General features: G+C 66.0%; 23 protein-coding genes. 15 read left to right on the top strand and 8 right to left on the bottom strand.

Annotated elements, in window-relative coordinates; all coding sequences use genetic code 11:
• Positions 1-21: 21 nt before the first annotated feature.
• The gene (locus P2G62_RS05450) at positions 22-2,544 is read left to right on the top strand and encodes a DUF4175 domain-containing protein (RefSeq protein WP_275733864.1); all 2,523 of its coding nucleotides are present in this window, start codon (positions 22-24) and stop codon (positions 2,542-2,544) included.
• 21 nt (positions 2,545-2,565) lie between these two features.
• Here P2G62_RS05450 and P2G62_RS05445 read toward each other — a convergent pair whose 3' ends face one another.
• Complete coding sequence (locus P2G62_RS05445) at positions 2,566-3,657, bottom strand: zinc-ribbon domain-containing protein (RefSeq protein WP_275733863.1); 1,092 nt, start codon at positions 3,655-3,657, stop codon at positions 2,566-2,568.
• 146 nt (positions 3,658-3,803) lie between these two features.
• On the opposite strand from P2G62_RS05445, the gene P2G62_RS05440 reads away from it, so the two are divergent.
• The 3 genes from P2G62_RS05440 to P2G62_RS05430 are packed head-to-tail and all read left to right on the top strand — an operon-like array spanning position 3,804 to position 6,126.
• Positions 3,804-4,475 (top strand): ATP-binding cassette domain-containing protein, encoded by a 672-nt coding sequence (locus P2G62_RS05440; RefSeq protein WP_275733862.1) that lies wholly within the window; start codon positions 3,804-3,806, stop codon positions 4,473-4,475.
• The gene (locus P2G62_RS05435; protein ID WP_275733861.1) at positions 4,475-5,371 is read left to right on the top strand and encodes a cell division protein FtsX; all 897 of its coding nucleotides are present in this window, start codon (positions 4,475-4,477) and stop codon (positions 5,369-5,371) included. The genes P2G62_RS05440 and P2G62_RS05435 overlap by 1 nt, the downstream gene beginning before the upstream one ends.
• On the top strand, positions 5,371-6,126 hold the full coding sequence (locus P2G62_RS05430; protein ID WP_345799263.1) for a lysophospholipid acyltransferase family protein: 756 nt from the start codon (positions 5,371-5,373) through the stop codon (positions 6,124-6,126). Before P2G62_RS05435 ends, P2G62_RS05430 begins: the two co-directional genes overlap by 1 nt.
• Before the next feature lie 12 nt (positions 6,127-6,138).
• On the opposite strand, the gene P2G62_RS05425 is transcribed toward P2G62_RS05430, so the two are convergent.
• From P2G62_RS05425 to P2G62_RS05415, 3 genes are all read right to left on the bottom strand, one after another.
• Positions 6,139-6,453: a multidrug efflux SMR transporter gene (locus tag P2G62_RS05425; RefSeq protein ID WP_275733860.1), complete on the bottom strand. Its 315-nt coding sequence runs from the start codon at positions 6,451-6,453 to the stop codon at positions 6,139-6,141.
• Positions 6,450-7,412, bottom strand: a complete 963-nt coding sequence (locus P2G62_RS05420; RefSeq protein ID WP_275733859.1) for an acetyl-CoA carboxylase carboxyltransferase subunit alpha — start codon at positions 7,410-7,412, stop codon at positions 6,450-6,452. The genes P2G62_RS05425 and P2G62_RS05420 overlap by 4 nt, the downstream gene beginning before the upstream one ends.
• A 179-nt stretch (positions 7,413-7,591) precedes the next feature.
• The gene (locus P2G62_RS05415) at positions 7,592-8,548 is read right to left on the bottom strand and encodes an L-malyl-CoA/beta-methylmalyl-CoA lyase (RefSeq protein ID WP_275733858.1); all 957 of its coding nucleotides are present in this window, start codon (positions 8,546-8,548) and stop codon (positions 7,592-7,594) included.
• A gap of 269 nt (positions 8,549-8,817) precedes the next feature.
• Here P2G62_RS05415 and dgcN point away from each other — a divergent pair, with 269 nt between their 5' ends.
• The 3 genes from dgcN (at position 8,818) to P2G62_RS05400 (ending at position 11,722) form a co-directional block, all read left to right on the top strand.
• Positions 8,818-9,819, top strand: a complete 1,002-nt coding sequence (dgcN, locus tag P2G62_RS05410; protein ID WP_275734091.1) for an N-acetyltransferase DgcN — start codon at positions 8,818-8,820, stop codon at positions 9,817-9,819.
• Between the two features lie 66 nt (positions 9,820-9,885).
• Entirely contained in the window at positions 9,886-10,848 is a 963-nt protein-coding gene (gene dgcA / locus P2G62_RS05405; RefSeq protein WP_275733857.1) for an N-acetyl-D-Glu racemase DgcA, read from the top strand.
• 13 nt (positions 10,849-10,861) lie between these two features.
• Positions 10,862-11,722: a D-amino-acid transaminase gene (locus P2G62_RS05400; protein ID WP_275733856.1), complete on the top strand. Its 861-nt coding sequence runs from the start codon at positions 10,862-10,864 to the stop codon at positions 11,720-11,722.
• Between the two features lie 72 nt (positions 11,723-11,794).
• Here the strand turns inward: P2G62_RS05400 and P2G62_RS05395 are convergent, their stop codons facing one another.
• The 3 genes from P2G62_RS05395 to P2G62_RS05385 form a co-directional block, all read right to left on the bottom strand.
• On the bottom strand, positions 11,795-12,166 hold the full coding sequence (locus P2G62_RS05395; protein ID WP_275733855.1) for a hypothetical protein: 372 nt from the start codon (positions 12,164-12,166) through the stop codon (positions 11,795-11,797).
• A 229-nt stretch (positions 12,167-12,395) separates the two neighbouring features.
• Positions 12,396-14,108 carry a calcium-binding protein gene (locus tag P2G62_RS05390; protein ID WP_275733854.1) on the bottom strand — a complete coding sequence of 571 codons (1,713 nt, stop codon included), beginning with the start codon at positions 14,106-14,108 and terminating at the stop codon, positions 12,396-12,398.
• A gap of 157 nt (positions 14,109-14,265) precedes the next feature.
• Positions 14,266-15,009: an N-formylglutamate amidohydrolase gene (locus tag P2G62_RS05385; protein WP_275733853.1), complete on the bottom strand. Its 744-nt coding sequence runs from the start codon at positions 15,007-15,009 to the stop codon at positions 14,266-14,268.
• 134 nt (positions 15,010-15,143) lie between these two features.
• On the opposite strand from P2G62_RS05385, the gene pyk reads away from it, so the two are divergent.
• The 8 genes from pyk to P2G62_RS05345 all read left to right on the top strand — a co-directional run bounded on the left by pyk (position 15,144) and on the right by P2G62_RS05345 (position 23,417).
• A complete protein-coding gene (pyk, locus tag P2G62_RS05380; protein ID WP_275733852.1) occupies positions 15,144-16,589 on the top strand; it encodes a pyruvate kinase in 1,446 nt (481 codons plus the stop codon).
• 39 nt (positions 16,590-16,628) lie between these two features.
• Positions 16,629-16,862 (top strand): hypothetical protein, encoded by a 234-nt coding sequence (locus P2G62_RS05375; RefSeq protein ID WP_345799262.1) that lies wholly within the window; start codon positions 16,629-16,631, stop codon positions 16,860-16,862.
• Positions 16,863-16,995: 133 nt separating this feature from the next.
• Complete coding sequence (rpmI, locus tag P2G62_RS05370) at positions 16,996-17,196, top strand: 50S ribosomal protein L35 (RefSeq protein ID WP_275733851.1); 201 nt, start codon at positions 16,996-16,998, stop codon at positions 17,194-17,196.
• Positions 17,197-17,212: 16 nt separating this feature from the next.
• A complete protein-coding gene (rplT, locus tag P2G62_RS05365; RefSeq protein WP_275733850.1) occupies positions 17,213-17,578 on the top strand; it encodes a 50S ribosomal protein L20 in 366 nt (121 codons plus the stop codon).
• A 157-nt stretch (positions 17,579-17,735) separates the two neighbouring features.
• Entirely contained in the window at positions 17,736-18,818 is a 1,083-nt protein-coding gene (gene pheS, locus P2G62_RS05360) for a phenylalanine--tRNA ligase subunit alpha (protein WP_275733849.1), read from the top strand.
• A complete protein-coding gene (locus tag P2G62_RS05355; RefSeq protein WP_275733848.1) occupies positions 18,818-19,330 on the top strand; it encodes a hypothetical protein in 513 nt (170 codons plus the stop codon). The genes pheS and P2G62_RS05355 overlap by 1 nt, the downstream gene beginning before the upstream one ends.
• Positions 19,327-21,735: a phenylalanine--tRNA ligase subunit beta gene (gene pheT / locus P2G62_RS05350; RefSeq protein ID WP_275733846.1), complete on the top strand. Its 2,409-nt coding sequence runs from the start codon at positions 19,327-19,329 to the stop codon at positions 21,733-21,735. Before P2G62_RS05355 ends, pheT begins: the two co-directional genes overlap by 4 nt.
• Positions 21,736-21,803: 68 nt before the next feature.
• The gene (locus tag P2G62_RS05345) at positions 21,804-23,417 is read left to right on the top strand and encodes a GMC family oxidoreductase N-terminal domain-containing protein (RefSeq protein WP_275733845.1); all 1,614 of its coding nucleotides are present in this window, start codon (positions 21,804-21,806) and stop codon (positions 23,415-23,417) included.
• On the opposite strand, the gene P2G62_RS05340 is transcribed toward P2G62_RS05345, so the two are convergent.
• Complete coding sequence (locus P2G62_RS05340; RefSeq protein ID WP_275733844.1) at positions 23,414-24,145, bottom strand: rhomboid family intramembrane serine protease; 732 nt, start codon at positions 24,143-24,145, stop codon at positions 23,414-23,416. The genes P2G62_RS05345 and P2G62_RS05340 overlap by 4 nt on opposite strands.
• Between the last annotated feature and the right edge of the window lie 20 nt (positions 24,146-24,165).

Below are 24,165 nucleotides of genomic sequence, written 5' to 3'. Positions count from 1 at the left end.
GCCCGGGGCCGGAAAGGACCGATGCTGCATCGCACGCGCCCCCAACCTGCCACGCCGCTTGACGCGCTGGCCCGTCCGATCGCGCTGACCCGGGCGGGGATGGTGCTGGAACGGGCCTTGCGCGCGTTCTGGCCTGCGCTGTCGGTGCTGGCGCTGATGTTGGCGGCGCTTGCCTTCCGGTTGCCAGATGTGATGCCGCAGCTTTGGCTGCGGGGCGCAGCGGCGGGCGTGCTGCTGGTGCTGATCGTCACGCTGGGGCTGGGTCTGCGGCGGTTCCGCTGGCCTGCACGGGCCGAGGCAATCGCGCGTCTGGACATGACCCTGCCGGGCCGTCCGCTGACCGCGCTGACCGATCAAATGGCCCTTGGCGGGCAAGACCCTGCCACGCAGGCCCTGTGGGCCGCGCATTTGCGCCGCATGGCCGAGCGTGCCGCGGGCGCGCGCCCTGTTGCCCCCACCCCCGACCTGTCGCGCCGCGATCCCTTTGCCCTGCGGCTGAGCGCGCTGACCGCGCTGGTGGTTGCGCTGCTGTTCGGCGCGCCTGCGCGGATGCTCGACCCGGGGGCGAGCGTGGGCGGCGCTGGCCCGGCCGAGGCGGCGATGGGCCCCAGTTGGGAAGGCTGGGCCGAGCCGCCGCGCTATACCGGCAAGCCGGGGATCTATCTCAACAGTCTGACATCGGATGACCTGGCCGTGCCCGAGGGCACGCGCCTTGCCTTCCGCTTCTACGGTGCCCCGGGTGCGATAGATTTCGACGAAACGGTGTCGAGCCCGGCGGCACAGCCCCTAGCCGAGGCCGCAGCGGATGTGCAGCGGCGCGATTTCGATGCCGTGCGATCCGGCGTGATCGAGATCGGCGGCGCGGCGGGGCGGCGCTTTGCGGTGACGATCCTGCCCGATGATGCGCCAGCCGTGGAACTGGTCGGTCTGGCCGAGCGGCGCGCCGACGGCAAGCTGAGCCAGCCGTTCCATGCCACCGACGATTACGCAGTCACGGCGGGGCGGGCCCGGATCACGCTGGATCTGGCCGCCGTGCCGCGCCGCTACGGGTTGGCCCTGTCGCCCGAACCGCGCGACGATCTGGTGTTCGACCTGCCGCTGCCGATTTCGGGCAATCGCGCGGATTTCACCGATGCGCTGGCCGAAGACGCCGCAAAACACCCCTGGGCCAACCTGCCCGTCCGCCTGACGCTGGAGGTCGAGGACGGGCGCGGCCAGACCGGCACGACGGGGGCGCAAAGCCTTGATCTGCCGGGGCGGCGGTTCTTCGACCCGCTGGCGGCCAGCCTGATCGAGGCGCGGCGCGATCTGCTGTGGTCGCGCGAGAACGGCCCGCGCGTGGCGCAATGGCTGCGCGCCGTGGTCAACCGCCCCGAGGGCTTTGTCACGCGCCCCGGGATGGCGGGTCTGATCACGCTGGTGTCGCGCCGGATCGAGGCGGCGTCGCTGACGCCCGAAGTGCGCGATGAGCTGGCCGAAGACCTGTGGCAGATGGCCGAGATGCTGGAAGATGGCGGGCTGGCAGATGCGCTGGCCGCGATGCAGCAGGCGCAGCAACGGCTGTCCGAGGCGATCCGCAACGGCGCCTCGAAGGACGAGATCGCCAAGCTGATGGCCGAGTTGAAAGAGGCCACCGACCGCTACATCCAGATGCTGGCCGAACGCGCAGAGGCACAAGAGGAAGGCCCGCAATTCGGGCGCGAACAGCAAAGCCAGCAGATCACCGGCGACCAGATCCAGCAGATGATGGATGAGATCCAGAGGCTGATGGAAGAGGGCCGGATGGCCGAGGCGCAAGAGTTGCTCGATCAACTGGCGCGGATGATGGAAAATCTGCAGGTTCAGCAGGGGCAGGGCGGTCAGGGCGACACGCCCGGCGGCAAGACGATGCAGGATCTGGCCGACACGCTGCGCGACCAGCAGCAACTGTCAGATGACGCCTTCCGTGACATGCAGGAAGGTCCTTCGCAGCGCGGCAATCAGGGCGGCGCGCAAGATCAGGCGCAAGAGCCGCAGGACGGCGGCCAAAGTCTGGCGGATCGTCAGCGCGCGCTGCGCAAGGAGCTTGGGCGCCAGCAGGGGCTGATGCCGCGTCTGGGCAACGAGGCGGGCGATGCCGCGCGCCAGCGGCTGGACGATGCAGGCCGTGCGATGGACGAGGCTGAGCAGGCGTTGCGCGACGGGGACACCGGGCGCGCGATCGACCGGCAGGCCGATGCGATCGAAGCGCTGCGCGAGGGCATGCGCAATCTGGGCGAGGCCTTCGCACGCGAACAGGGGCGTCAGCAGGGCCAGCCGGGGCAACAGGGCGCCGAGCAGCAAGGCCAGGCCGGCGGTCGCGGATCGCGCGAGCTGCCGCGTGACCCGCTGGGCCGCAATCTTGGCGATGGCGGGCGTCTTGGCGCGACCCAGAACATGCTGCAGGGCGAAGACATCTATCGCCGGGCGCGCGATCTGCTTGATGAAATCCGGCGCCGTTCGGCCGAACGGCTGCGCCCCGAGGCGGAACTGGACTATCTGCGCCGTCTGTTGGATCAGTTCTGACCGAACCCCGCAATCCGCGCGTCAGGTGTCGGGTTTTTCCTGCACGCTGACGATGATCGCCTGCAATTGCGCGTCCAGCCAGATCCGGCCACGGTCCACCGTGTTGACATAGGACGACAGGGCAGGCGTCAGCGCGGGGGCGATCTGAACCAGCCGCGGCGCGGTTGCATAGACGGTCATCGCCGCGATCCCCAGCGTCAACACCGACACGAACCCGAGCCGGAACCCCGAGCGTTGCCGCGCAAGCGTCTGCGGCGCATCCTTGGCGGCGGCATGCTCTGCCCGGTCCGAGGTGGCACGCAGGGTCGAGTTGATCTCTTCGATGTCCGGCAGCCGTTCGCGGCGCGACACCTGCGGTGCGGCGGGTTCGTCCTCGCCATCGTCATGCAGATGGGCGACGCGGTCGGCGGCTGGCGCGTCCTCGGTCGTTTCGGAGGCACGTTGCAATGCGGCCAGCTTGGCGGCGGCACGGCTTGCGGCACGGCTGGCCGCAGGCTCCAGGTTCAACTCTTCCTGGGTTTCAAGCGTGCTGCCCTCGGCCCGGCGGGCCGAGGCCTCGCGCTCGGCCTCTTCACGCAGGATTGCGAGCAGGCTGTCGTCGAGCGCGCGGCGCGGTGTGCTGCCCGCAGCCGGTGCGGGAGCAAGGCCGGGGCCGTCGTCACTGGCCTGCGTGGACGGTGGCTGAACCGGCGCCGGGGGGGCTTGGGCGGCCACCATCGCCGCCACAGTGGCGGTGATCGTGTCATCTTTGCCGTCGTCTTCCGCGTCTTCCTGCTCTGCGGTCGGGGGCTCCGCCGGTGGAGTTGCGGGGGCGGTTTCCTCGGTCAGGTTCTGAGCGGGCGGGGGGGCTTCTGCCACCGCCTCCTCGGTCTCGGGCGATGTCTCGTCCGGGGTTGCGTCGGCAAAGGCGGTCGTGAGCGCGTCGGCGGGAACTTCCCACTCCTGCGGGTCGGGGGCGATCGTCTGTGCGGCGGCTTCGGCCTGCAGCATCAGGGCACTGGGCTGAAACCATGTCTGCCCGCAGTTCGAACATTGCACATCGCGGCCTGCGTCGGGGATGACGCTTGCATCAACCTCGTATTGCGCGGCGCAATTCGGGCAGATCAGCCGCATCCCATTCCTCACCCTCAGACCCTCGATCGCCGATCTGGCAATTCTCTTGCACATGTTGTAGCAAGCGCCAAACCAATATCCAAGGGTTTGCGTTGTCCGGGCGGGGTCTGTCTGCTCAAACACTCACCAGATGAAGGGGCTGCGCAGTGATTGAGCTGCAAAATGTCGCAATGAGCTACGGCGGGAGCGAGTTGCTTTCGGAAATGACGCTCAAGCTGGTGCCGGGGTCGTTCCATTTCCTGACGGGGCCGTCGGGTGCGGGCAAGACCACGTTTCTCAAGCTGTGCTATGCCGAACTGCTGCCCTCGGCGGGGCATCTTGCGCTGTTCGGGCGTGATGTGCGGGGGCTGGGGCGCGACGATATTGCCGGACTGCGGCAGAAAATCGGCGTCGTGCATCAGGATTGCCAGTTTCTGGACCATCTGCCCGTGGCCGAGAATGTCGCCCTGCCGCTGAGCGTGGCGCATCGCCCGGTCGATCCTGCCGAACTGCGCGAATTGCTGGGCTGGGTCGGGCTGAAGACGCAGGCCGGGGCCTTGCCGCCGCAGCTGTCGGGGGGCGAACGGCAACGCGCCGCGCTGGCCCGTGCGGTGATGATGTCGCCCGACGTGATCCTGGCCGACGAGCCGACCGGCAACCTGGATTGGGAAATGTCGCTGCGGCTGCTGTCGCTGCTGGTCGAGCTGAACAAGATGGGCAAGACGGTGGTGATCGCGACGCATGACCTGAACCTGATCCGCACGGCGAAAAGTCAGGTCGCGGCGCGGGTGCTGCGGATTGCGAACCGGCGGCTGCAACTGGCGGGGGCGGATCTGTGATGCGCGCGCTGCTGGCCCTGTTTCCCGCCGATCTGAGCGGTGCCGACCGGGTGGTGCCGCCCACCGGCTTCACCGCGCGGCTGACCTTGCTGACCGCGGCGGCGATGGCGTTTCTGGCGGTGTTTGCGCTGTCGCTGTCGCTGGCGACCGGGCGGCTGGCTGAGCGCTGGTCCGAGGCGCTGGCACGCTCTGCCACGATCCGCATTTCCGCGCCCGCCGAGCAGATGCAGGGGCAGACCCGCGCGGTGCTGGAGGTGTTGGCGACGACGCCTGGCGTGGCCAGCTATCGCGCGCTGGAAAGTGCCGAGATGGAGGCCCTGCTGCAGCCGTGGTTCGGCCCCGATCTGCCGATCGACAGCCTGCCGCTGCCGCAACTGATCGAACTGACCGAGACCAGCGCCGGAATGGATGCCGAGGGGCTGCGGCTGCGGCTGTCGGCCGAGGCGCCCGGCGCGGTGCTGGACGATCACACGCGCTGGCGGCGTCCGCTGGTGTCGGCCGCGGGGCGGCTGCGGCTGCTGGGGCTGTTGTCGCTGGTGCTGATCGGCGGCGCGATGGCGGGAATGATCACACTGGCCGCGCAGGCAGCGCTGGCCGCCAATGTGCAGGTGATCCGGGTGCTGCGACTGGTCGGGGCGCGCGACGATTTCATTGCCGGGGCCTTCGTGCGCCGGTTCACGGTGCGCGGCCTGGCGGGCGCGGCCCTAGGCACGGTGCTGGCGATGCTCGCAGTCGCCGCGCTGCCTGCGACGGATGAGGCCGGCGGTTTTCTGACGGGTCTGGGCTTTGCCGGTGCCGGCTGGCTCTGGCCTCTGGTTGTTCCGCCGCTTGCGGCTGCCGTGGCCTGGCTGGCCACCCGCGCGGCTGCGCTGCGCATGTTGAAGGGAATTCGCTGATGTCGGTTCTGCAATTTATCCGGTCCTATATCTTCGTCGCGCAGATGTATCTGATGCTGGCGGTCATCGCGATCGGCTTCCTGCCCGTGGGCGTATTGGGCGGGCGTGCCGGGGCGGTCTGGGTGTGCCGGCTGTATTGCCACTGGGTGCGCTTCTCGGCGCGCTGGATCATCGGGCTGCGCAGCGAAATTCGCGGCACGCCGCCCACCGGCGATGTGCTGATCGCGGCCAAGCATCAAAGCTTCTTCGACATCCTGATGATCTATTCGGCGGTGCCGCGGGGCAAGTTCATCATGAAGAAGGAACTGGTCTGGACCCCCTTCGTCGGCTGGTATGCTTGGCTGATCGGGTGCATTCCGGTCGACCGCGCCAAACGCGGGCAGGCGATCAAGGGCATGGTCGAGCAGGCCCGGAGCGAGCGTCAGCACGGCGGTCAGCTGATCATCTTCGCGCAGGGCACGCGCGTAGCACCGGGCGCAAAGCCGCCCTACAAGATCGGTCCGGCGATGCTGTATCGGGATCTGGGTTTGCCCTGTGTGCCTGCGGCAACCAATGTTGGTGTGTTCTGGCCGCGCCGCTCGATGCTGCGCAAGCCCGGGCTGGCGGTGGTGGAATTCCTTGATCCGATTGCGCCGGGTCTGGAAACCGCCGAGTTCATGGCGCAGGTGCCCGCGTTGATCGAATCCCATTCCGACAAGCTGATGGCCGAGGCGGGGTTCGACGTGAACGATCCGGCCAACCGCGTGGGGGGCTGAGGCGGCGGCGCCTCAGGCCAGTTTCAGCGCCGCGATCCCGGCCACGATCAGCGCAACCCCGGAAACGCGCAGCGCGCTCACCGGCTCCGCGAACAGGAAGATGGCCAGAATGGCCGTGCCAAGCGCGCCAATCCCCGTCCAGACCGCATAGGCGGTGCCTACCGGCAGGCTGCGCATCGCCTGCGCCAGCAGGAAGAAGCTGGCCGTGGCGCCGATCAGTGTCAGCGCCGAGGCCAGCGGTTTGGTGAAGCCTTCGGAATATTTCAGCCCCAGTGCCCAGGCGACTTCGAGCAGGCCCGCCAGCGTCAGCAAGACCCAGGGGTTCAAGCCGCCAGCCCTTTCGAGCCCATATCGAGGTATTTCTTGCGGCGATCCTTGATCAGCTCGGCGGGTTTCCGGCCCGACAGCTCACCCAGCATCAGCGCGATTTCCGACCCGACCGAGGCAATCGCCGCGGCGCGGTCGCGCTGCGCGCCGCCCAGCGGTTCCTTGATGATGCGGTCGATCACGCCCAGCTTCTTGAGGTCTTGCGCGGTCAGGCGCAGTGCCTCGGCGGCCTCGCGCATCTTTTCGGCGTCTTTCCACAGGATCGAGGCGCAGCCCTCGGGCGAGATCACCGAATAGACCGAATGTTCCAGCATCGCGATGCGGTCGCCCGTGGCGAACGCGACCGCGCCGCCCGAACCGCCCTCGCCGATGATGACCGAGATCAGCGGAACGCCGATCGTCAGGCATTTCTGGGTCGAGCGGGCGATCGCCTCGGACTGGCCGCGTTCTTCCGCGCCCTTGCCCGGATAGGCGCCGGGCGTGTCGATCAGCGTCACCACCGGCAGGCCGAAGCGGTCGGCCATGTCCATCAGCCGGATCGCCTTGCGATACCCTTCGGGGCGCGCCATGCCGAAATTGCGCGCGATACGCGAGGTGGTGTCATGGCCCTTTTCATGGCCGATCACCATCACCGGCTGATCGTTCAGCCGCGCGATCCCGCCCATCACGGCGTGGTCGTCGGCGAAATTGCGATCCCCCGCCAGCGGCGTGAATTCGGTGAACAGCGCTTCGATGTAATCCTTGCAATGCGGCCGGTCGGGATGGCGTGCCACCAGACATTTGCGCCAGGGCGACAGATCCTTGTACAGATCCTTCAGCAGTTGCGCGGCCTTCTTGTCCAGCGCGGCGGCTTCCTTTTCGACATCCATCTCTTCGTTGGTGCGCGCCAGGGCACGCAGTTCTTCGGCCTTGCCTTCGATTTCGGCGAGCGGCTTTTCGAATTCGAGATAGGTCGTCATCGGAACCCTCCGTTGCGGAATGCTGCCTATATGAATGCGGCGGCGCGGAAATGCAACTGACCCAAGGGGACGGGGCGGCGCAAATGGAAACGCCCCGATCCGTGATCGGGGCGTCCCTGTTCCCTCATGCCGCCGGGCCTCCCCTCCCTGCCGCTCCGGGATTCGATTCTGCCGGAAATTTAACCCTTAATCATTTCCGACTGTCTGACAATAACTTCGGCTTGTTTGATCGACGCAATATCGACCAGACGGCCCTTGTAGACGGTTGCGCCTTCGCCGCGGGCCTTGGCATCTTCCATCGCGGCCAGAATTTCGCGGGCTTCGGCGACGGCGGCGTCCGAGGGGGTGAAGACCTCGTTCGCGAGCGCGATCTGCTTCGGGTGGATCGCCCATTTCCCGACCATGCCCAGCGTGGCCGAGCGCAGCGCCTGTGCGCGGAAGCCCTCGTCATCGCTGAAATCGCCGAACGGGCCGTCGACCGGCAGGATGCCATGGGTGCGGCAGGCCGCGACGATGGCGGTCTGCGCCCAGTGCCACGGGTCCGACCAGTATTTCGCGCCCTCGCGCAGCATGTAATAGTTTTCCTGCGTGCCGCCGATGCCGGTGGTCTGCATCCCCATCGAGGCGGCGAAATCCGCGGCGCCTAGGCTCATCGCCTGCAGGCGCGGGCTCGACGCGGCGATTTCCTCGACATGGGCGATGCCGGCGGCGGATTCGATGATGACCTCGAGCGAGACCTTCTTGGTGCGGCCCTTGGCGGTCTCGATCGCGGTGATCAGCGCGTCGACGGCATAAACGTCGGCGGCGCAACCCACTTTCGGGATCATGATCTGGTCGATGCGCTCGCTGCCTTCTTCCAGCAGTTCGACGACATCACGATACCAATAGGGCGTGTCCAAGCCGTTGATCCGCACCGACAGGTATTTGGTGTTCCAGTCGATCTCGTGGCTGGCCTGAATGATGTTGCGGCGGGCCTGCGCCTTGTCATTCGGCGCGACCGAGTCTTCGAGGTCGAGGTTGATGACATCGGCCGCCGAGGCGGCCATTTTCGCGAACAGCTTGGTATTCGAGCCGGGGCCGAACAGCTGGCAGCGATTGGGACGGGCGGCGGGGGTCGGCTGGACGCGGAAGCTCATGGTTGTCTCGCAATGATGTTTCGAGTTTTGCTGCTGGCGGGATATAATATTGCGCACTTCCTTTCAAGTCCATTTCGCGCCCGCAGAATCGGTGCCCGGCGGCGCGCGATCATGCTGCACTTGCAGCGTGATGCGCACATTTCTGCGGAAAATTTCTGCATATGGCGAAGAATCGCCTGATATGTCTATTTTGAAGGCATGAATTCCCCAGAAAATCCTCTGCGGGCGCTGTAATCTACGGGAAAATCCAACAGGAGGCCCCCATGGCGCTGATCGAGACCCCCTATCTGCTGTTTCTGGGCGATGCGCCCGACCAACTGGCCGCCAAGGTGGCGCAGGGCATCAAGGATTGGCGCCCGGAATTTGCCGTGGGCCAATACCGGATGGAGGGCTGCAAGGCCGATATGGGGCTGGTTGACATGAACCTTGCGACCGCCAAGGCGGCGGGCTGCAAGACGCTGGTGATCGGCGTGGCGAACCGTGGCGGGATCATCAGCCCGGCCTGGAAGAAGGTTCTGGTGCAGGCGCTGGAAGAGGGGTTCGATCTGGCCTCGGGGCTGCACAACCTGCTGCGTGACGAGCCCGATCTGGTCGCCGTCGCCGCCGCCTGCGGGCGCCAGCTGCACGACGTGCGCGTGCCCAGCGTCGACTACCCGATCGCCAACGGGATCAAGCGCACCGGCAAGCGGATGCTGGCGGTGGGCACCGATTGTTCGGTCGGCAAGATGTACACCGCGCTGTGCATGGAACGCGAGATGCGCGAGCGCGGCCTGAAGGCCACGTTCCGCGCCACCGGCCAGACCGGCATCCTGATCACCGGAGACGGCGTGCCGCTGGATGCGGTGATCGCCGATTTCATGGCCGGCTCGATCGAATGGCTGACGCCCGACAATGACGCCGATCACTGGGATCTGATCGAGGGGCAGGGCAGCCTGTTCCACGTTTCGTATTCCGGGGTGACGCTGGCGCTGGTGCATGGCGGTCAGCCCGACGCGCTGGTGCTGTGCCACGAACCGACCCGCCCGCACATGCGCGGCCTGCCGGGCTATACCGCGCCCAGCCTGGAAGCGCTGCGCGATGTGGCGCTGACGCTGGCGCGGGTGGGCAACCCGGCCTGTCAGGTGGTCGGCATCTCGGTCAACACCCAACACATGCCCGAACCCGAAGCGCGCGCCTATCTGGCCAAGCTGGAGGCCGATATGGGCCTGCCCGCCACCGACCCGTTCCGCTTTGGCGCGGGCAAGCTGGTGGACGCGCTCGCCGCGATCTGATTGCATGAGCCCGCCGGGGGATGCCTCCGGCGGGAGTATTTTTGCCAAGAAGAAACGGGGGCGCGGATGATTTCTGTGCAGGCAGATGTGTTCCGGCTGGCCGAGGTGTTCACCATCTCGCGCGGGTCGCGGACAGAGGCGAAGGTTCTGACCGTGACGGTCAGCCGGGGCGGTTACACAGGCTGGGGCGAATGTGTGCCCTATGCGCGCTATGGCGAAAGCCTGGACAGCGTGACTGCGCAGATCGAGGCCCTGCCCGCCGGCATCTCCCGCGCCGAGCTGCAAGAGGCGCTGGAGCCCGGCGCGGCCCGCAATGCGGTGGATTGCGCACTGTGGGATCTGGAGGCCAAGGCCGCAGGCAAACGCGTGTGGGAGATGGCCGGGCTGGCCGCACCGGGGCCGATGGTCACGGCCTATACGCTCTCGCTCGATACGCCCGAGCGGATGCAGGCGGCGGCGGCAAAAAATGCGCATCGTCCGTTGCTGAAGATCAAGCTGGGCACGCCGGACGACATGGCGCGGCTGGAAGCGGTGCGTGCGGGCGCGCCGAAAGCGCGGATCATCGTCGACGCCAACGAGGGGTGGAGCGCCGAAGTCTATGCCGATCTGGCGCCGCATCTGGTGCGGCTGGGCGTTGCGCTGGTGGAACAGCCGTTACCCGCTGCGGATGACGCGGCCCTGATCGGGATCGACCGTCCGGTGCCGGTTTGTGCCGATGAAAGCTGCCATGACCGCGCGAGCCTGCCGCATCTGGTGGGCAAGTATGACATGGTCAATATCAAGCTGGACAAGACCGGCGGGCTGACCGAGGCGCTGGCGCTGCGCAACGCGGCGCGGGCGGCGGGCTATCAGGTGATGGTCGGCTGCATGGTCGGGTCGAGCCTGGCGATGGCGCCTGCGGTGCTGCTGGCGCAGGGCGCGGAATATGTGGATCTTGACGGGCCGCTTTTGTTGGCAGAAGACCGCAGCACGCCCTTGGCCTATGCCGATGGCATGGTTTACCCCCCCGAAGCGGGGCTTTGGGGCTGAGAAGGAGAGACGAATGAGCCGGATTGTCTATCTGAATGGTCAGTATCTGCCCGAGGAAGAGGCCAGCGTCTCGATCTTCGACCGTGGCTTCGTGATGGGCGACGCGGTGTACGAGGTGACCTCGATCCTGGACGGCAAGATCCTGGAATTCGAAGGCCATATCGCGCGGCTGAACCGTTCGCTGTCCGAGCTGGAAATCACCTGCGACATCACCCCCGAAGAATGGCTGGAAATCCACCGCGAGCTGATCGCGCGTAACGATCTGGTCGAAGGGATGATCTATCTGCAGGTCAGCCGCGGCAATGCGGGGGATCGCGATTTCCACTATCCGCCCGCCGGCACGCCGCCGACCGTGGTTCTTTATACCCAGTCGAAGCCCGGGCTGGCGGACGACCCGAAGGCGAAAAAGGGTATCACCGTGATTTCGGTGCCCGATCTGCGCTGGCACCGCCGCGACATCAAGACCGTGCAGCTGCTTTATGCGTCGATGGTCAAGATGGCGGCCGAAAAGGCGGGCAAGAACGATGCCTGGTTCGTCGAGGATGGCTTCGTCACCGAGGGATCGTCGAACAACGTCTATATCGTCAAGAACGGCAAGATCATCACGCGGCAGCTGTCGAATGACATCCTGCACGGGATCACCCGCGCCTCGCTGCTGAAATACGCCGCGGAATCGCAGATGGAGATCGAAGAACGGCTGTTCACCATCGAAGAGGCGCAGGGCGCGGATGAGGCGTTCTATACCTCGGCCTCGGCTTTCGTGATGCCGGTCGTCGAAGTGGATGGCGTGGCAGTGGGCAGCGGCAAGCCCGGTCCGGTCGCCACCCGCCTGCGCGAAATCTATCTGGAAGAAAGCCGCAAGGCCGCGATCTGATCGTTCAGACAGGACGCGCAAAAGCCCCGGTCCGGTTCGGCCCGGGGCTTTTTGTTGCGCCGCGTGTCGGGGTCATGCGGTGGGCAGGCGGCGGAAACGGAAGATTGCGGGCGAGAGGGTCGCGGCATCCACGCCGGAAAGGATCAGCACATCCTCTCCGGCGATCTGAACCCGGGTATCGCCGCTGGGCAGGGGCATGAAACGGATGTCTTCCGGGTGCGGGGCGGGGCCGGGCAGCTCCAGCTCGATCAGATCCCCGGGGGTGAAATCGGTCAGGCGCAGCGGCGGTTCGGAAGGGGTGTGCCTGCGACCCGGGCGCCGCAAGGGCGCCGGTGCGGGCATCTGGGGTGGGGCCGGAGCCACGGTCACCGGGCGCGGGGTGTCGATCTCGCCCCAGACCAGCAGGGCAAGCGCCACGCTCAGAGTGAGAAACAGGGCAAGCATCAGGACATCCTTTTCATTGGTGACAAGATGCGGGGCATGCGGGCCTTGTGCAACGGGTTTGAGCGGGGTCGACGGTGGCACTGTCCGGGCTTTGCGGACCAATCCGGCGCCGGGGCGCGGATTGGTTCGAGCAAGCGGAAAGTGGACAGTAACACATTGTCAAGAAAGGCAAAACATCGACTGTTCATCGGGGTTTCGTCATCTCGGCCCACAGGTGATTCGGGTGCGGTCAGGCCGCGCTCAGGGTGATCGCGCTGAGTGGCACATCGGCGGGTTTCACGCCTTGCAACACCATCACGTTGAGCCCGTCGACCAGGATCTGGCTGCCCAGACCGTCGGCCGTTGCCGTCACCGACACCGTCGCGCTGGTATTGGCGATGATCTCGATCATGTCTTCGCCCGGGGTGAAGTCGAGCACGACGACCGCCTCAGAGGTGGTGTCGTAGCTCGTCGCGAACAGATCCGCACCGGTGCCGCCGGTCAGTTCGTTCCCGTCGGAGCCATAGATCACGTCATCGCCCGCGCCACCATCGACCGTGGTGATCAGATCGTCGTCGAGCGTGTTCGAGGCGACGATCGTGTCGTTGCCATCGCCACCATAGACGGTGTCGAGCGTGCCGCCCGCCGCGATGATGTCATCGCCTGCACCGCCGTCGATCAGGTTGCGCCCGAGGCCGCCGGACAGGCTGTCATTGCCATCCTCGCCCAACAGCGTGTCGTTGCCCGCGCCGCCCAGCATCATATCGTTGCCGGCCCCGCCGATCAGGTGGTCGTAGCCCGCGCCGCCATCCATTACGTCGTTCTGCGCCCCGCCGACCAGCGAGTCGTCGCCGTCATTGCCCATCAGCGTATCGGCGCCATAGCCGCCCAGAAGGGTGTCGTCGCCCTCGTTGCCGGTCAGGCTGTCGGCGCCAAGGCTGCCATACAGCCGGTCATCGCCTTCGCGCCCGGTCAGCACGTCATTGCCGTCCGTGCCGATCTGGGTATAGCCCGGATAGGTGGGGATGTAAGACGTATCGGTCGCGACATCATACAGATAGACGCCGTCGCCATTCAGATCGACCAGCTTCAGCCCCTCCAGCACGGCCGCGGTTTCGCCGTTAATCAGAACATTCAGCCCGGTGTCGGTCTGTTCCATCGAGAAGGTCGACCCTTCCGGCCAGTTCTCGACCTGGATCACGAGCGCCTCTTGGTCATATTCGGTCGAGGTCGGGTCCGCGGTCACGTCCTTGTTCATATCGGTAATGACCACCGGGTCGTCGCCCGGCTGCCAGTTGATCGCGAACATATCAATGCCCGCCCCGCCGGTCATCGTGTCGCCGTCGTCGCCCCACAGCGCATCATCGCCGACGCTGCCATCCATCACATCGGCCCAGGGGCTGTCGTCTTCGTCCAGCGCGATCAGCTGGTCATCGCCATAGCCGCCGTGCATGCTGTTGGCGCCGCGGGTGTCGATCAGCAGATCGTCGCCCAAGTTGCCGCGCAGCGTGTCGTTGCCCGGTCCGCCGGTGATCGCGTCATCGCCGTGGCCACCGTCGATATAGTCGTCGCCGGTGCCGCCCTCGGCACCAAACAGCCCCTCGTCCGAGAAGGTCTGCATCATCGCGCCCAGATCGCCGAACGTGCCCATCGCACCCGTGGCGACGGCGATGTCTTCGGTGAGCGGGCCGCGGTCATCGCCAGCGCCCAGCCAGATCCTGTCTTCGCCCGCGCCGCCCGAAACGGTGTCGTTGCCGTCGGTGCCATAGATCGTGTCATCGCCCGAGGTGCCCTCGGTCGCGGCGCCGTCGCCGGTCAGGGTGATGCTGGCGCCTTCGCCGCTTTCCGGGTCTGCATCGCGTTCGGGTTCGTCGGATTTGTCGTCGTCGTCATCATGGTTGTTCTGGTAGATGCCGACCATCAGGGCCAAGGGCAAAAACGACATCATCAACAGCGTAAACATGGGACCCTCGACTCGGATAACGGGATTAAGAATAGTTAACCAAAGTCCCAAAGCTCGGCGGCTGTCAAACGCTTTGGCGGGGCGTCATGGCGGCTTTGCGATGCGATTGAAACAATCGCACCCCACTAGCCCGGATTGTTTCCGGTCCGCCCCGGGCTCACAGCCCGCTTTGCATCAGCACCCGCTCCAGCACCGGCGCGATTCGATCCGCCCAGGCAATTTGCCCATCCGCCTGTGCAATCAAATCGTTACGCAATTCGATCAACACATTCGGGCGGCCCGGCACAAGGGCGTGCCGGTCGATACTGTCACCATCAAGATGGCCAGAATAAGGCTCGTTGTCGCCAACACAAAGGCCCTCGGCGGCCAGTGCGGCAACCAACGGCTTTCCAAGACGTTCGTCGCGGTGCGAATACAGCACGCCGACCTGCCACGGCCGCGGCGGGCGCCCGCGCAGGCAGGGCGTGAACGAATGCATCGCGCAGATCACCGTATCGGGCCTGCGCCCGGCCAGATCGGCCAGTGCGCCGTGATAGGGGCGGTAAAGCCGCGCCAGACGATGTTCGACCTCGGCGGCATCGACATGGCGGTTGGCCGGAATGATCGTGCCGTCATACAGCTTCATCACCAGTGTCGGGTCGTCCTCGCCGCGGTTCGGGTCGATCACCAGCCGCGAGAAATCGGTCGCGATCAGCGGCGCATCCAGCCGTTCGGCCAGCCGCTGCGCCAGTCCCAGAGCGCCCACGTCATAGGCGATGTGGCGGGCCATATCCGCAGGCGCGATCCCCAGATCGCCGCCGGCCACCCAGTCGGGCACGGTATTAGTCGCATGATCGACAGTCACCAGCCAGCGCGAGGGCCGGTCGGCGCCGATAATCTGATAGGCAGGGTGGTGCGTCATGGTGTCGTTGCTCAGTGCGGTCACAACAGGTTTACGCCACCGGCCGCGGTTGTGCCAGTTGCTCTGAGCGACATTTTGCGTCATAGCTGACGGCGGCCCATATATAATGAACCAACAGGGGGGAACGAGGACGTATGAGACGCCTTCGCAACGTCAAGATCGTGGCCACACTGGGCCCGTCTTCCTCGGATTATACGACGATCCGCGCCTTGTTCGAAGCCGGGGCCGACGTGTTCCGCCTGAACATGAGCCATGGCACCCATGAGGAACAGCAGGCGCGCTACGACATTCTGCGTCAGGTCGAGGCCGACACCGGGCGCCCGGTCGCCGTGCTGGCCGACCTGCAGGGGCCCAAGCTGCGCGTGGGGGTATTTTCCGCCGGCGCCGCCGATCTGGAAGAGGGCGATCTGTTCCGGCTGGATCTGGACCCGACCGAAGGCGACGGGCACCGTGTCTGCCTACCCCATCCCGAGATTTTCGCGGCGCTGGAGCCGGGCGCGCGTCTGCTGGTCAATGACGGCAAGATCCGCCTGCGGGTCGACCGCTGCGGCCCCGATTTCGCAGATTGCATCGTCACCACCGGCGGCACGATTTCCAACCGCAAGGGCGTGAATGTGCCCGATGTGGTGCTGCCGCTGGCGGCGCTGTCGCAAAAGGACCGCAAGGATCTGGAATTCGCCTGCGAGCTGGGCGTCGACTGGCTGGCGCTGAGCTTCGTGCAGCGCCCCGAAGACGTGCTTGAGGCGCGCGATCTGGCGCGCGGGCGGGCGCAGGTCCTGTCCAAGATCGAAAAACCCGCCGCGGTCAGCGCCTTTGACGAGATCCTCAAGGTTTCCGACGGGATCATGGTGGCGCGCGGCGATCTGGGGGTCGAATTGCCGGTGCATGCGGTGCCGCCGATCCAGAAGCGGTTGATCCGCAAATGTCGCGCGGCGGGCAAGCCGGTGATCGTGGCGACGCAGATGCTCGAAAGCATGATCGAAAGCCCGATGCCGACCCGCGCCGAAGTGTCCGACGTGGCCACCGCGATCTATGAAGGCGCCGATGCGGTGATGCTGTCGGCGGAATCCGCCGCAGGCCGCTATCCGGTCGAGGCGGTGGCGACGATGAACAACGTCGCCGAAAGCGTCGAAAGCGACCCGACCTATCGCGACATCATCGAGGCCTCGCGCACCGCGCAGCGCCAGACCATTGCCGATGGCATCGTGGCAGCGGCGCGCGAAATTGCCGAAACTACCGATATTTCCGCGATCTGCTGCTACACCCAGACCGGCAAGACCGTGGCGCTGGTGGCGCGCGAACGGCCCCGCGTGCCGATTGTCGCGCTGTCGCCGATCACCACCACGCTGCGCAAGATCTGCCTGTACTGGGGCGTGCATTCGGTGCGCTGCGAAAAGGTCGAGCGGTTCAAGATGGCGGTGGTCAACGCCGCCCGTGCCGCGCGCGACTATGGTTTTGCCGATGAAACCAACCAGATCGTCGTGACCGCGGGTGTGCCCTTCAACGTGCAGGGCACAACCAACATCCTGCGGGTGGCGCCCTGTGACGAAAGGTTGATCTTCCGCACCGACCCGGAGTAATCTTGCCGTGGGGTAACCTTTCGCCGAGGAGGCAAAGGTATGATGGTGATAGACAGCGATCTGTTTCTGGTGATGGGCATCATCGTCGGTGCCTTCGCCGTGCCCGCCGTCATTGCGGCCTTCGCGGATTCGCGCCCGCCCCGGGCCGCCGCGATCGCGGTGCTGGTGGGGGGCGGGCTGATCCTGCTGGCCTTCCTGTCGAAACCCGGCGGCTATGTGCCCGGCCAGATCCCCGAGGTCTTTGCCCGCGTTCTGGCCCGGATTCTGAACTGACGCCCCGGTTTTTTGCCGCTTCCCCCCTTGCCAATTGTCCGGGGCGCGTCTATCAGGCGCGCTCTATCAACCGCGCGGCCGGCCTCGAGGCATGCCGAGTCGCGTGAATACCCACTCGAAAGAGGAGATGGAAATGCCCAAGATGAAGACGAAATCCGCTGCGAAAAAGCGGTTCACCTTCACCGCGTCCGGTAAGGTGAAGTCGGGTGCCGCTGGCAAACGCCACGGCATGATCAAGCGCTCGACGAAGTTCATCCGCGACGCCGCGGGCACGATGGTTCTGGCTGATTGCGATGCCAAAATCATCAAGAAATACATGCCCTACAATCGCTGAACTGGAGGCTTGAAACATGTCCCGCGTTAAATCCGGCAAGGTTACCCACGCCTCGCACAAGAAAATCCTGAAGGCAGCGAAAGGCTACTACTCGGCCCGTTCGCGCAACTTCCGCACCGCCACCCAGGCCGTCGACAAGGCCAACCAGTACGCGACCCGCGACCGCAAGGCCCGCAAGCGCAGCTTCCGCGCGCTGTGGATCCAGCGGATCAACGCCGCTGTGCGCGCCTTCGACGCCGAAATGACCTATTCGCGTTTCATCAACGGTCTGGCGCTGGCCGGGATCGAGGTGGACCGCAAGGTTCTGGCCGATCTGGCCATCCACGAGCCCGAAGCCTTTGGCGCGATCGTCGAACAGGCGAAAGCCGCCGCGGCTGCGTAATTCCCGCAAGGGACTGCACTTCAGACCCCCGCGACGGTTTCGCCCGTCGCGGGGGTTTTTCTTTGACCCGTCCCGGACCGGGGCGCTTGAAATCGGGGCGGGCGGCGGCTAGCACAGGCCCAATCGGCTTTGGCCCGACCAGACAGGAGACACAGGCATGAACGCGCTCGACGTGCTCAAGGCAAACTATCTCGACCGGATCGCGGGCGCCGCCGATGAGGCGAGCCTGGAAGAGATCCGCCTCGCGGCGCTTGGCAAGAAGGGCGAAATCAGCCTGAAGATGCGCGAGCTGGGCCAGATGTCGCCCGAGGAACGCCAGACCACGGGCGCCGCGCTGAACCTGCTGAAAACCGAAATCGACGCGGCGCTGCGCGCGAAAAAGGAAGGCCTGGCCGATGCGGCGCTGGATGCGCGGCTGAAATCGGAATGGCTGGACGTGACGCTGCCGGGCCGCCCGCGCCGCATGGGCACCATCCACCCGGTCAGTCAGGTGATGGATGAGGTCACCGCGATCTTCGCCGACATGGGCTTTGCCGTGGCCGAGGGGCCGCAGGTGGAATCCGACTGGTATAACTTCGACGCGCTGAACATCGCGCCCGAACACCCCGCGCGGCAGGAGCATGACACCTTCTTCATGGCCCGCGATGCCGCCGATCCGCGCCCGCCGCATGTGCTGCGCACCCATACCAGCCCCGTGCAGATCCGCGCGATGCAGGAACGTGGCGCGCCGATCCGCGTGATCGCGCCGGGCCGCGTGTATCGGATGGACATGGACCAGACCCACGCGCCGATGTTCCATCAGGTCGAGGGCATGGCGATCGGCCGCGACATTTCCATGGCCAACCTGAAATGGGTGCTGGAAGAATTCTGCAAGGCCTTCTTCGAGGTGCCGAACGTCGAGCTGCGCTTCCGCGCCAGCCACTTCCCCTTTACCGAACCTTCGGCCGAAGTGGACATCCGCTGTTCGTGGGAAGGCGGCCAGCTGAAGATCGGCGAGGGCAATTCCTGGCTGGAAATCCTCGGCTCCGGCATGATGCAGCCCAAGGTTCTGGCCGCGGGCGGGATCGACCCGAACGAATGGCAAGGCTTTGCCTTCGGCATGGGCATCGACCGGATCGCGATGCTGAAATACGGCATCCCGGATCTGCGCGCGTTCTTCGAGAGCGACCTGCGCTGGCTGAAACACTACGGCTTCGCGCCGCTGGACCTGCCTACGGTGTTCGGGGGGTTGAGTAAGTAATGGGTGATGGCTGGCAGCTGGCGGCCACCTTTTTGGTCCCGCTTCTGACAATCGTCGGAGGTGGCTTTGTCTATGCTTGGCAAAGAAAGACGGATCGAATTTCTGAGTTGCTCCGTGCAAGGCAAGAGCTCTATCGCGCCTATCTCTTTTCACAGCAAAGAGTTCTTACGAGTTGTGTCCGCACAGATCATGAAATGCGGAGGGCAGCGATTGACGAATTTCGGTCAGTTGAAGCAATGCTCTATGTTGCGGCCCCGCACAGTGTTGCTACACGGCTTGCTGAACTCCACGCGGCATTCTTTTCGTACACAAGATGTGTGCGATGTATCTACGAGCCGCGGCACAACCAGAAGTTTGGCGACGAATATCCTCCAACTCGCTTGCTCGAATTTGAGACAGAGTTTGAGGACAAATATCAAAATATGCTGCGCGTAATGCGGGCAGACACCCTCGGGCGCGACGACGACATCAAAGTTGAAATCAGTCTCGCGAGTAAGGAGATTCACCAATGAAATTCACCCTCTCCTGGCTGAAAGACCATCTTGACACCGACGCCTCGGTGGACGAGATCGCTGACGCGCTCACCGACCTTGGCCTTGAGGTCGAGGAAATCGTGAACCCGGCGGCCAAGCTCGCGCCCTTCACGCTGGCCAAGGTCCTGCATGCCGAAAAGCACCCCGATGCCGACAAGCTGCGGGTCTGCAATGTGCTGACCGACGAGGGCGAAAAGACCATCGTCTGCGGTGCGCCCAATGCCCGCGAAGGCATCACCGTGGTGCTGTGCAAGCCGGGCGATTATGTGCCGGGCATCGACGTGACGCTGGGCGTGGGCAAGATCCGCGGTGTCGAAAGCCACGGCATGATGGCCTCGGAACGCGAGCTGGAACTGAGCGACGAACATAACGGCATCATCGAGCTGCCCTCGGGCGAGGTCGGGCAGAAGTTCATCGACTGGCTGGCCGAAAACCGCCCCGAGGCGGTGGACCCGATGATCCACATCAAGATCACCCCGAACCGCCCCGATGCGCTGGGCGTGCGCGGCGTTGCGCGCGATCTGGCCGCGCGGGGCCTGGGGCGGTTGAAACCGCTGGAAATCGAGCCCGTGCCGGGCGGGTTTGATTGCCCGATCAAGGTCAGCATCGACGCGGGGCTCAAGGAAAAGGGCTGCCCGCTGTTCGCCGGGCGCCTGATCCGCGGCGTGACCAACGGGCCCAGCCCCGCCTGGCTGCAAAGCCGGCTGATGGCGATCGGTCTGCGGCCGATCTCGGCGCTGGTCGATATCACCAACTTCTTCACCTATGATCTGAACCGCCCGCTGCACGTCTTCGACGCGGCCAAGGTCAAGGGCGATCTGCGGATCGTGCCCGCGCAGGGCGGCGAGGAGCTGCTGGCGCTGGATGGCAAGACCTACGCCCTGCGGGCGGGTCAGATGGTGATCGTCGACGATCAGGGGCCCGAAAGCCTGGCCGGTATCATGGGCGGCGAGCTGTCGGGTTGCACCGAGGAGACCGTCGATGTCTTCGTTGAAAGCGCCTATTGGGACCCGATCACCATTGCCGCCACGGGCCGCGCGCTGAAGATCAACTCGGACGCGCGCTATCGGTTCGAACGCGGCGTGGACCCGGAATTCACCCTGCCCGGGCTGGAACTGGCCACGCAGATGGTGCTGGACCTGTGCGGCGGCGAGGCCTCGAACGTGGTGATGGATGGTGCGGTGCCCGACACGACGCGCGCCTATAAACTGGACCCGGCGCGGGTGATTTCGCTCGTGGGCATGGACATTCCCGAAGCCACGCAGCGCGAAACGCTGGCCGCGCTTGGGTTCACGCTCGACGGCGACATGGTCACCCCGCCCAGCTGGCGCCCCGATGTGCTGGGCGAGGCCGATCTGGTCGAGGAAGTGGCGCGGATCGCCTCGTTGACGAAGCTGGTGGGCCGCCCGATGGCGCGCGAAACCAGCGGCGTGCCCGGTCCGGTGCTGACGCCGATGCAGGTGCGCGAACGCATGGCGCGGCGCACGGCGGCGAGCCTTGGGTACAACGAATGCGTGACCTACAGCTTCATCGACGCGAAATCGGCCACGCTGTTTGGCGGCGGGGCCGAGGCGACGCGGATCGAAAACCCGATCTCGAGCGAGATGACGCATCTGCGCCCCGATCTGCTGCCCGGTCTGTTGCAGGCCGCGGCGCGCAATCAGGCGCGCGGCTTTGCCGATATGGCACTGTTCGAGGTGGGCCCGGCCTTCCACGGCGGCGAGCCGGGCGATCAGCATCTGCAACTGGCGGGCCTGCTGGTCGGGGCCAGCGCGCCGCGTGATCCCTGGGGGTCGCGCCGCCCGGTCGATCTGTATGATGCCAAGGCCGATGCCGAGGCGGTGCTGGCGGCGATCGGCGCGCCGGCGAAGACGCAGATCAACCGCAAGCTGGCAGGCTGGTGGCATCCGGGCCGCGCAGGCGTGATGGCGCTGGGGCCCAAGGCGCTGTGCGCCTTTGGCGAGGTGCATCCCAAGGTGCTGCGCGAAATGGGCGTGAAGGGCCCGGCGGTGGCCTATACGATCTGGCTGGAAAACGTGCCCTTCCCGAAGGCCAAGACGCCTACGCGCCCGGCACTGGCAACCTCGGATCTGCATGCGGTCGAACGCGATTTCGCCTTCGTGGTGGATGCGGGCACCGAGTCGCTGGTGGCGGTGAATGCCGCGATGGGGGCCGACAAGGCGCTGATCGAGGCGGTTACGGTGTTCGATCAGTTCACTGGTCCCAAGGCCGAGGAACAGATGGGCGCGGGCAAGAAGTCGATCGCGCTGGCGGTCCGGCTGCAACCCAGCGGCAAGTCGCTGACCGATGCCGAGATCGAGGCGGTTTCCGCCAAGATCGTCGAAAAGGTCACCAAGGCGACCGGCGGCAGCCTGCGCAGCTGACCTGACACCACGTCACGCTTTGCGGGTGGCGGAAAACGGATAGGCTCCTCCCAAACGGGGGGAGCCGTATGATTTTCGACTATGTGATCCTGGGCGGGGGCTCCGCCGGGGCCGTGCTGGCCGCACGGTTGAGCGCGGATGCGCGGGTGCGGGTGTGCCTGGTCGAGGCGGGCGATCAGGCGCGCGATATTCTGGTGCGCGCGCCCGCGATGGTGGCGGCGATGGTGCCGGGGCGCCCGCCGGTGCACAATTGGGCGCTGCACACCGTGCCGCAGCCGGGCCTGAACGGGCGGCGCGGGTTTCAGCCGCGCGGGCGCGGGCTGGGCGGCAGTTCGGCGATCAATGCGATGCTGTATGTGCGCGGTCACCCTGCCGATTACGACGATTGGGCCGATCAGGGCGCCGAGGGCTGGGACTGGGCCAGCTGCCTGCCGCATTTCATCGCGGCCGAGCGGAACATGTGCGGCGCGGATGCGCTGCATGGCGCGGCAGGGCCCCTGCAGGTCGGCGATCAGCGCCGCCCGCGCCCGATTTCGCGCGCCTTTGTCGAGGCCTGCGGTGCGGTGGGCTGCGCGCCTAACGGCGATTTCAACGGGGCCGAGCAAGAGGGCGCGGGGCTTTATCAGGTCACGCAATTCTGGGACGGGCCGCGCAAGGGCGAGCGGTGTTCGGCGGCGGCGGCCTATCTGCATCCGCTGATGAACCGCCCCAATCTGACCGTGCTGACCCGCACCCGGGCCGAGCGCGTGCTGATTGCGGACGGGCGCGCGACCGGGGCGCTGGTGGCGCGCGGGCGGCGGCAGATCCGGCTGGAAGCGCGGCGCGAGGTGATCGTGTCGGGCGGGGCCTTCGGCTCGCCGCAGTTGTTGTTGCTGTCAGGGGTGGGGCCGGCCGATCACCTGCGCGATCTGGGTATACCGGTGCGCCACGATCTGCCGGGCGTGGGTGGCAATCTGCACGACCATCTGGATTACACGATCAGCTACACCTCGCCGCGGCGCGATGTGGTGGGGCTCAATCCGCGTGGCCTGCTGCGGATGGCGCGGGCGGCGGCGGGTTGGCGGCGTCATGGCGAGGGGCTGTTTGCCTCGCCCATGGCCGAGGGGGGCGCGTTCCTGCGCTCTGACCCCGGGCTTGCGCGGCCGGACCTGCAGATCCATTTCGTCGTCGGTATCGTCGATCAGCACATGCGCCGCCCGCATCTGGCCGATGGCTGGTCGGCGCATATCTGCGTGCTGCGGCCCTGGTCGCGCGGCACCGTGCGGCTGGCGGGGACGGACCCGTTCGCCGCGCCGCTGATTGACCCGGGGTTTCTGGCCGATCCGCGCGATGCCGATCTTCTGTTCAAGGGCGCGCGCCTGCTGGAGCGGATCACCGAGGCCCCCGCGCTTGCGCCCTGGCGCGGGCGGCGGCTTTATGCGCCCGACGGCAGCGATGCGGGGCTGATGGCCGATATTCGCGCGCGCGCGGACACGATCTATCACCCGGTGGGCACCTGCCGGATGGGGCAGGACGATCTGGCCGTGGTCGATCCGCAGCTGCGGGTGCGGGGTGTGGCGGGGCTGCGGGTGGTCGATGCCTCGGTCATGCCCACGCTGATTGGCGGCAACACCAATGCGCCCACCATCATGATTGCCGAACGCGCGGCGCAGATGATCCTGCGCGATGCGGACGCGGCTTAGCGGCGGCGGCGGCGCACGACGGGGATATTAGAGCGGGAATAGTCGATTTCGGGATGGGGCGGGCGGCCATGGGTTTGGCCCCAGAACAGCACACCGCCCATTCGCCGCCAGTGCGGCACCATCAGCAACAGTCCGGCGACGAAGCCGCCCGCATGCGCCCAATAGGCCACGCCGTCAGCCATGCCCGCGGTGGTGCCGTTCAGCAGTTGCAATGCGAACCAGATCCCCAGAACGACCCAGGCCGGGATCGGCAGAACCTTGAAGAACACGATGAAGATCAGTAGCACATCGACCCGCGCGCGCGGAAACATCAGCATGTAGCCGCCCATCACGCCCGCGATCGCGCCCGAGGCGCCGACCATGGGCACCGTGCTGGACGGATCGGTCAGGATCTGCGCCGCCGCCGCCGCCAGCCCCGCCGCCAGATAGAACAGCGCAAAGCCGATGTGCCCAAGCTGGTCTTCCAGATTGTCGCCAAAAACCCACAAAAACAGCATGTTGCCCGCGATATGCAGCAGGCCTGCATGCAGGAACATATGCGTCACCAACCCCTGCAGATAGGCGCCATGCGTGATCGCGGCGGGATACAGGGCCCAATCCGCCCAAAGTGACTCCATCCCGCCGACGCCGGGCATGGTCAGCACGAACAGGATGACGTTCAGCGCAATGATCCCCCAGGTGACATAGGGGGTGCGGCTGGACGGGTTATGGTCGCGGATTGGAAACATGGCGCGAGTGTGCCGATCCG

This window comes from Paenirhodobacter sp. CAU 1674, from assembly GCF_029222945.1.
Lineage (GTDB): Bacteria > Pseudomonadota > Alphaproteobacteria > Rhodobacterales > Rhodobacteraceae > Rhodobacter.
The sequence above is the reverse complement of the archived record's forward strand: the minus strand, read 5'-3'. Positions and strand labels throughout refer to the sequence as shown.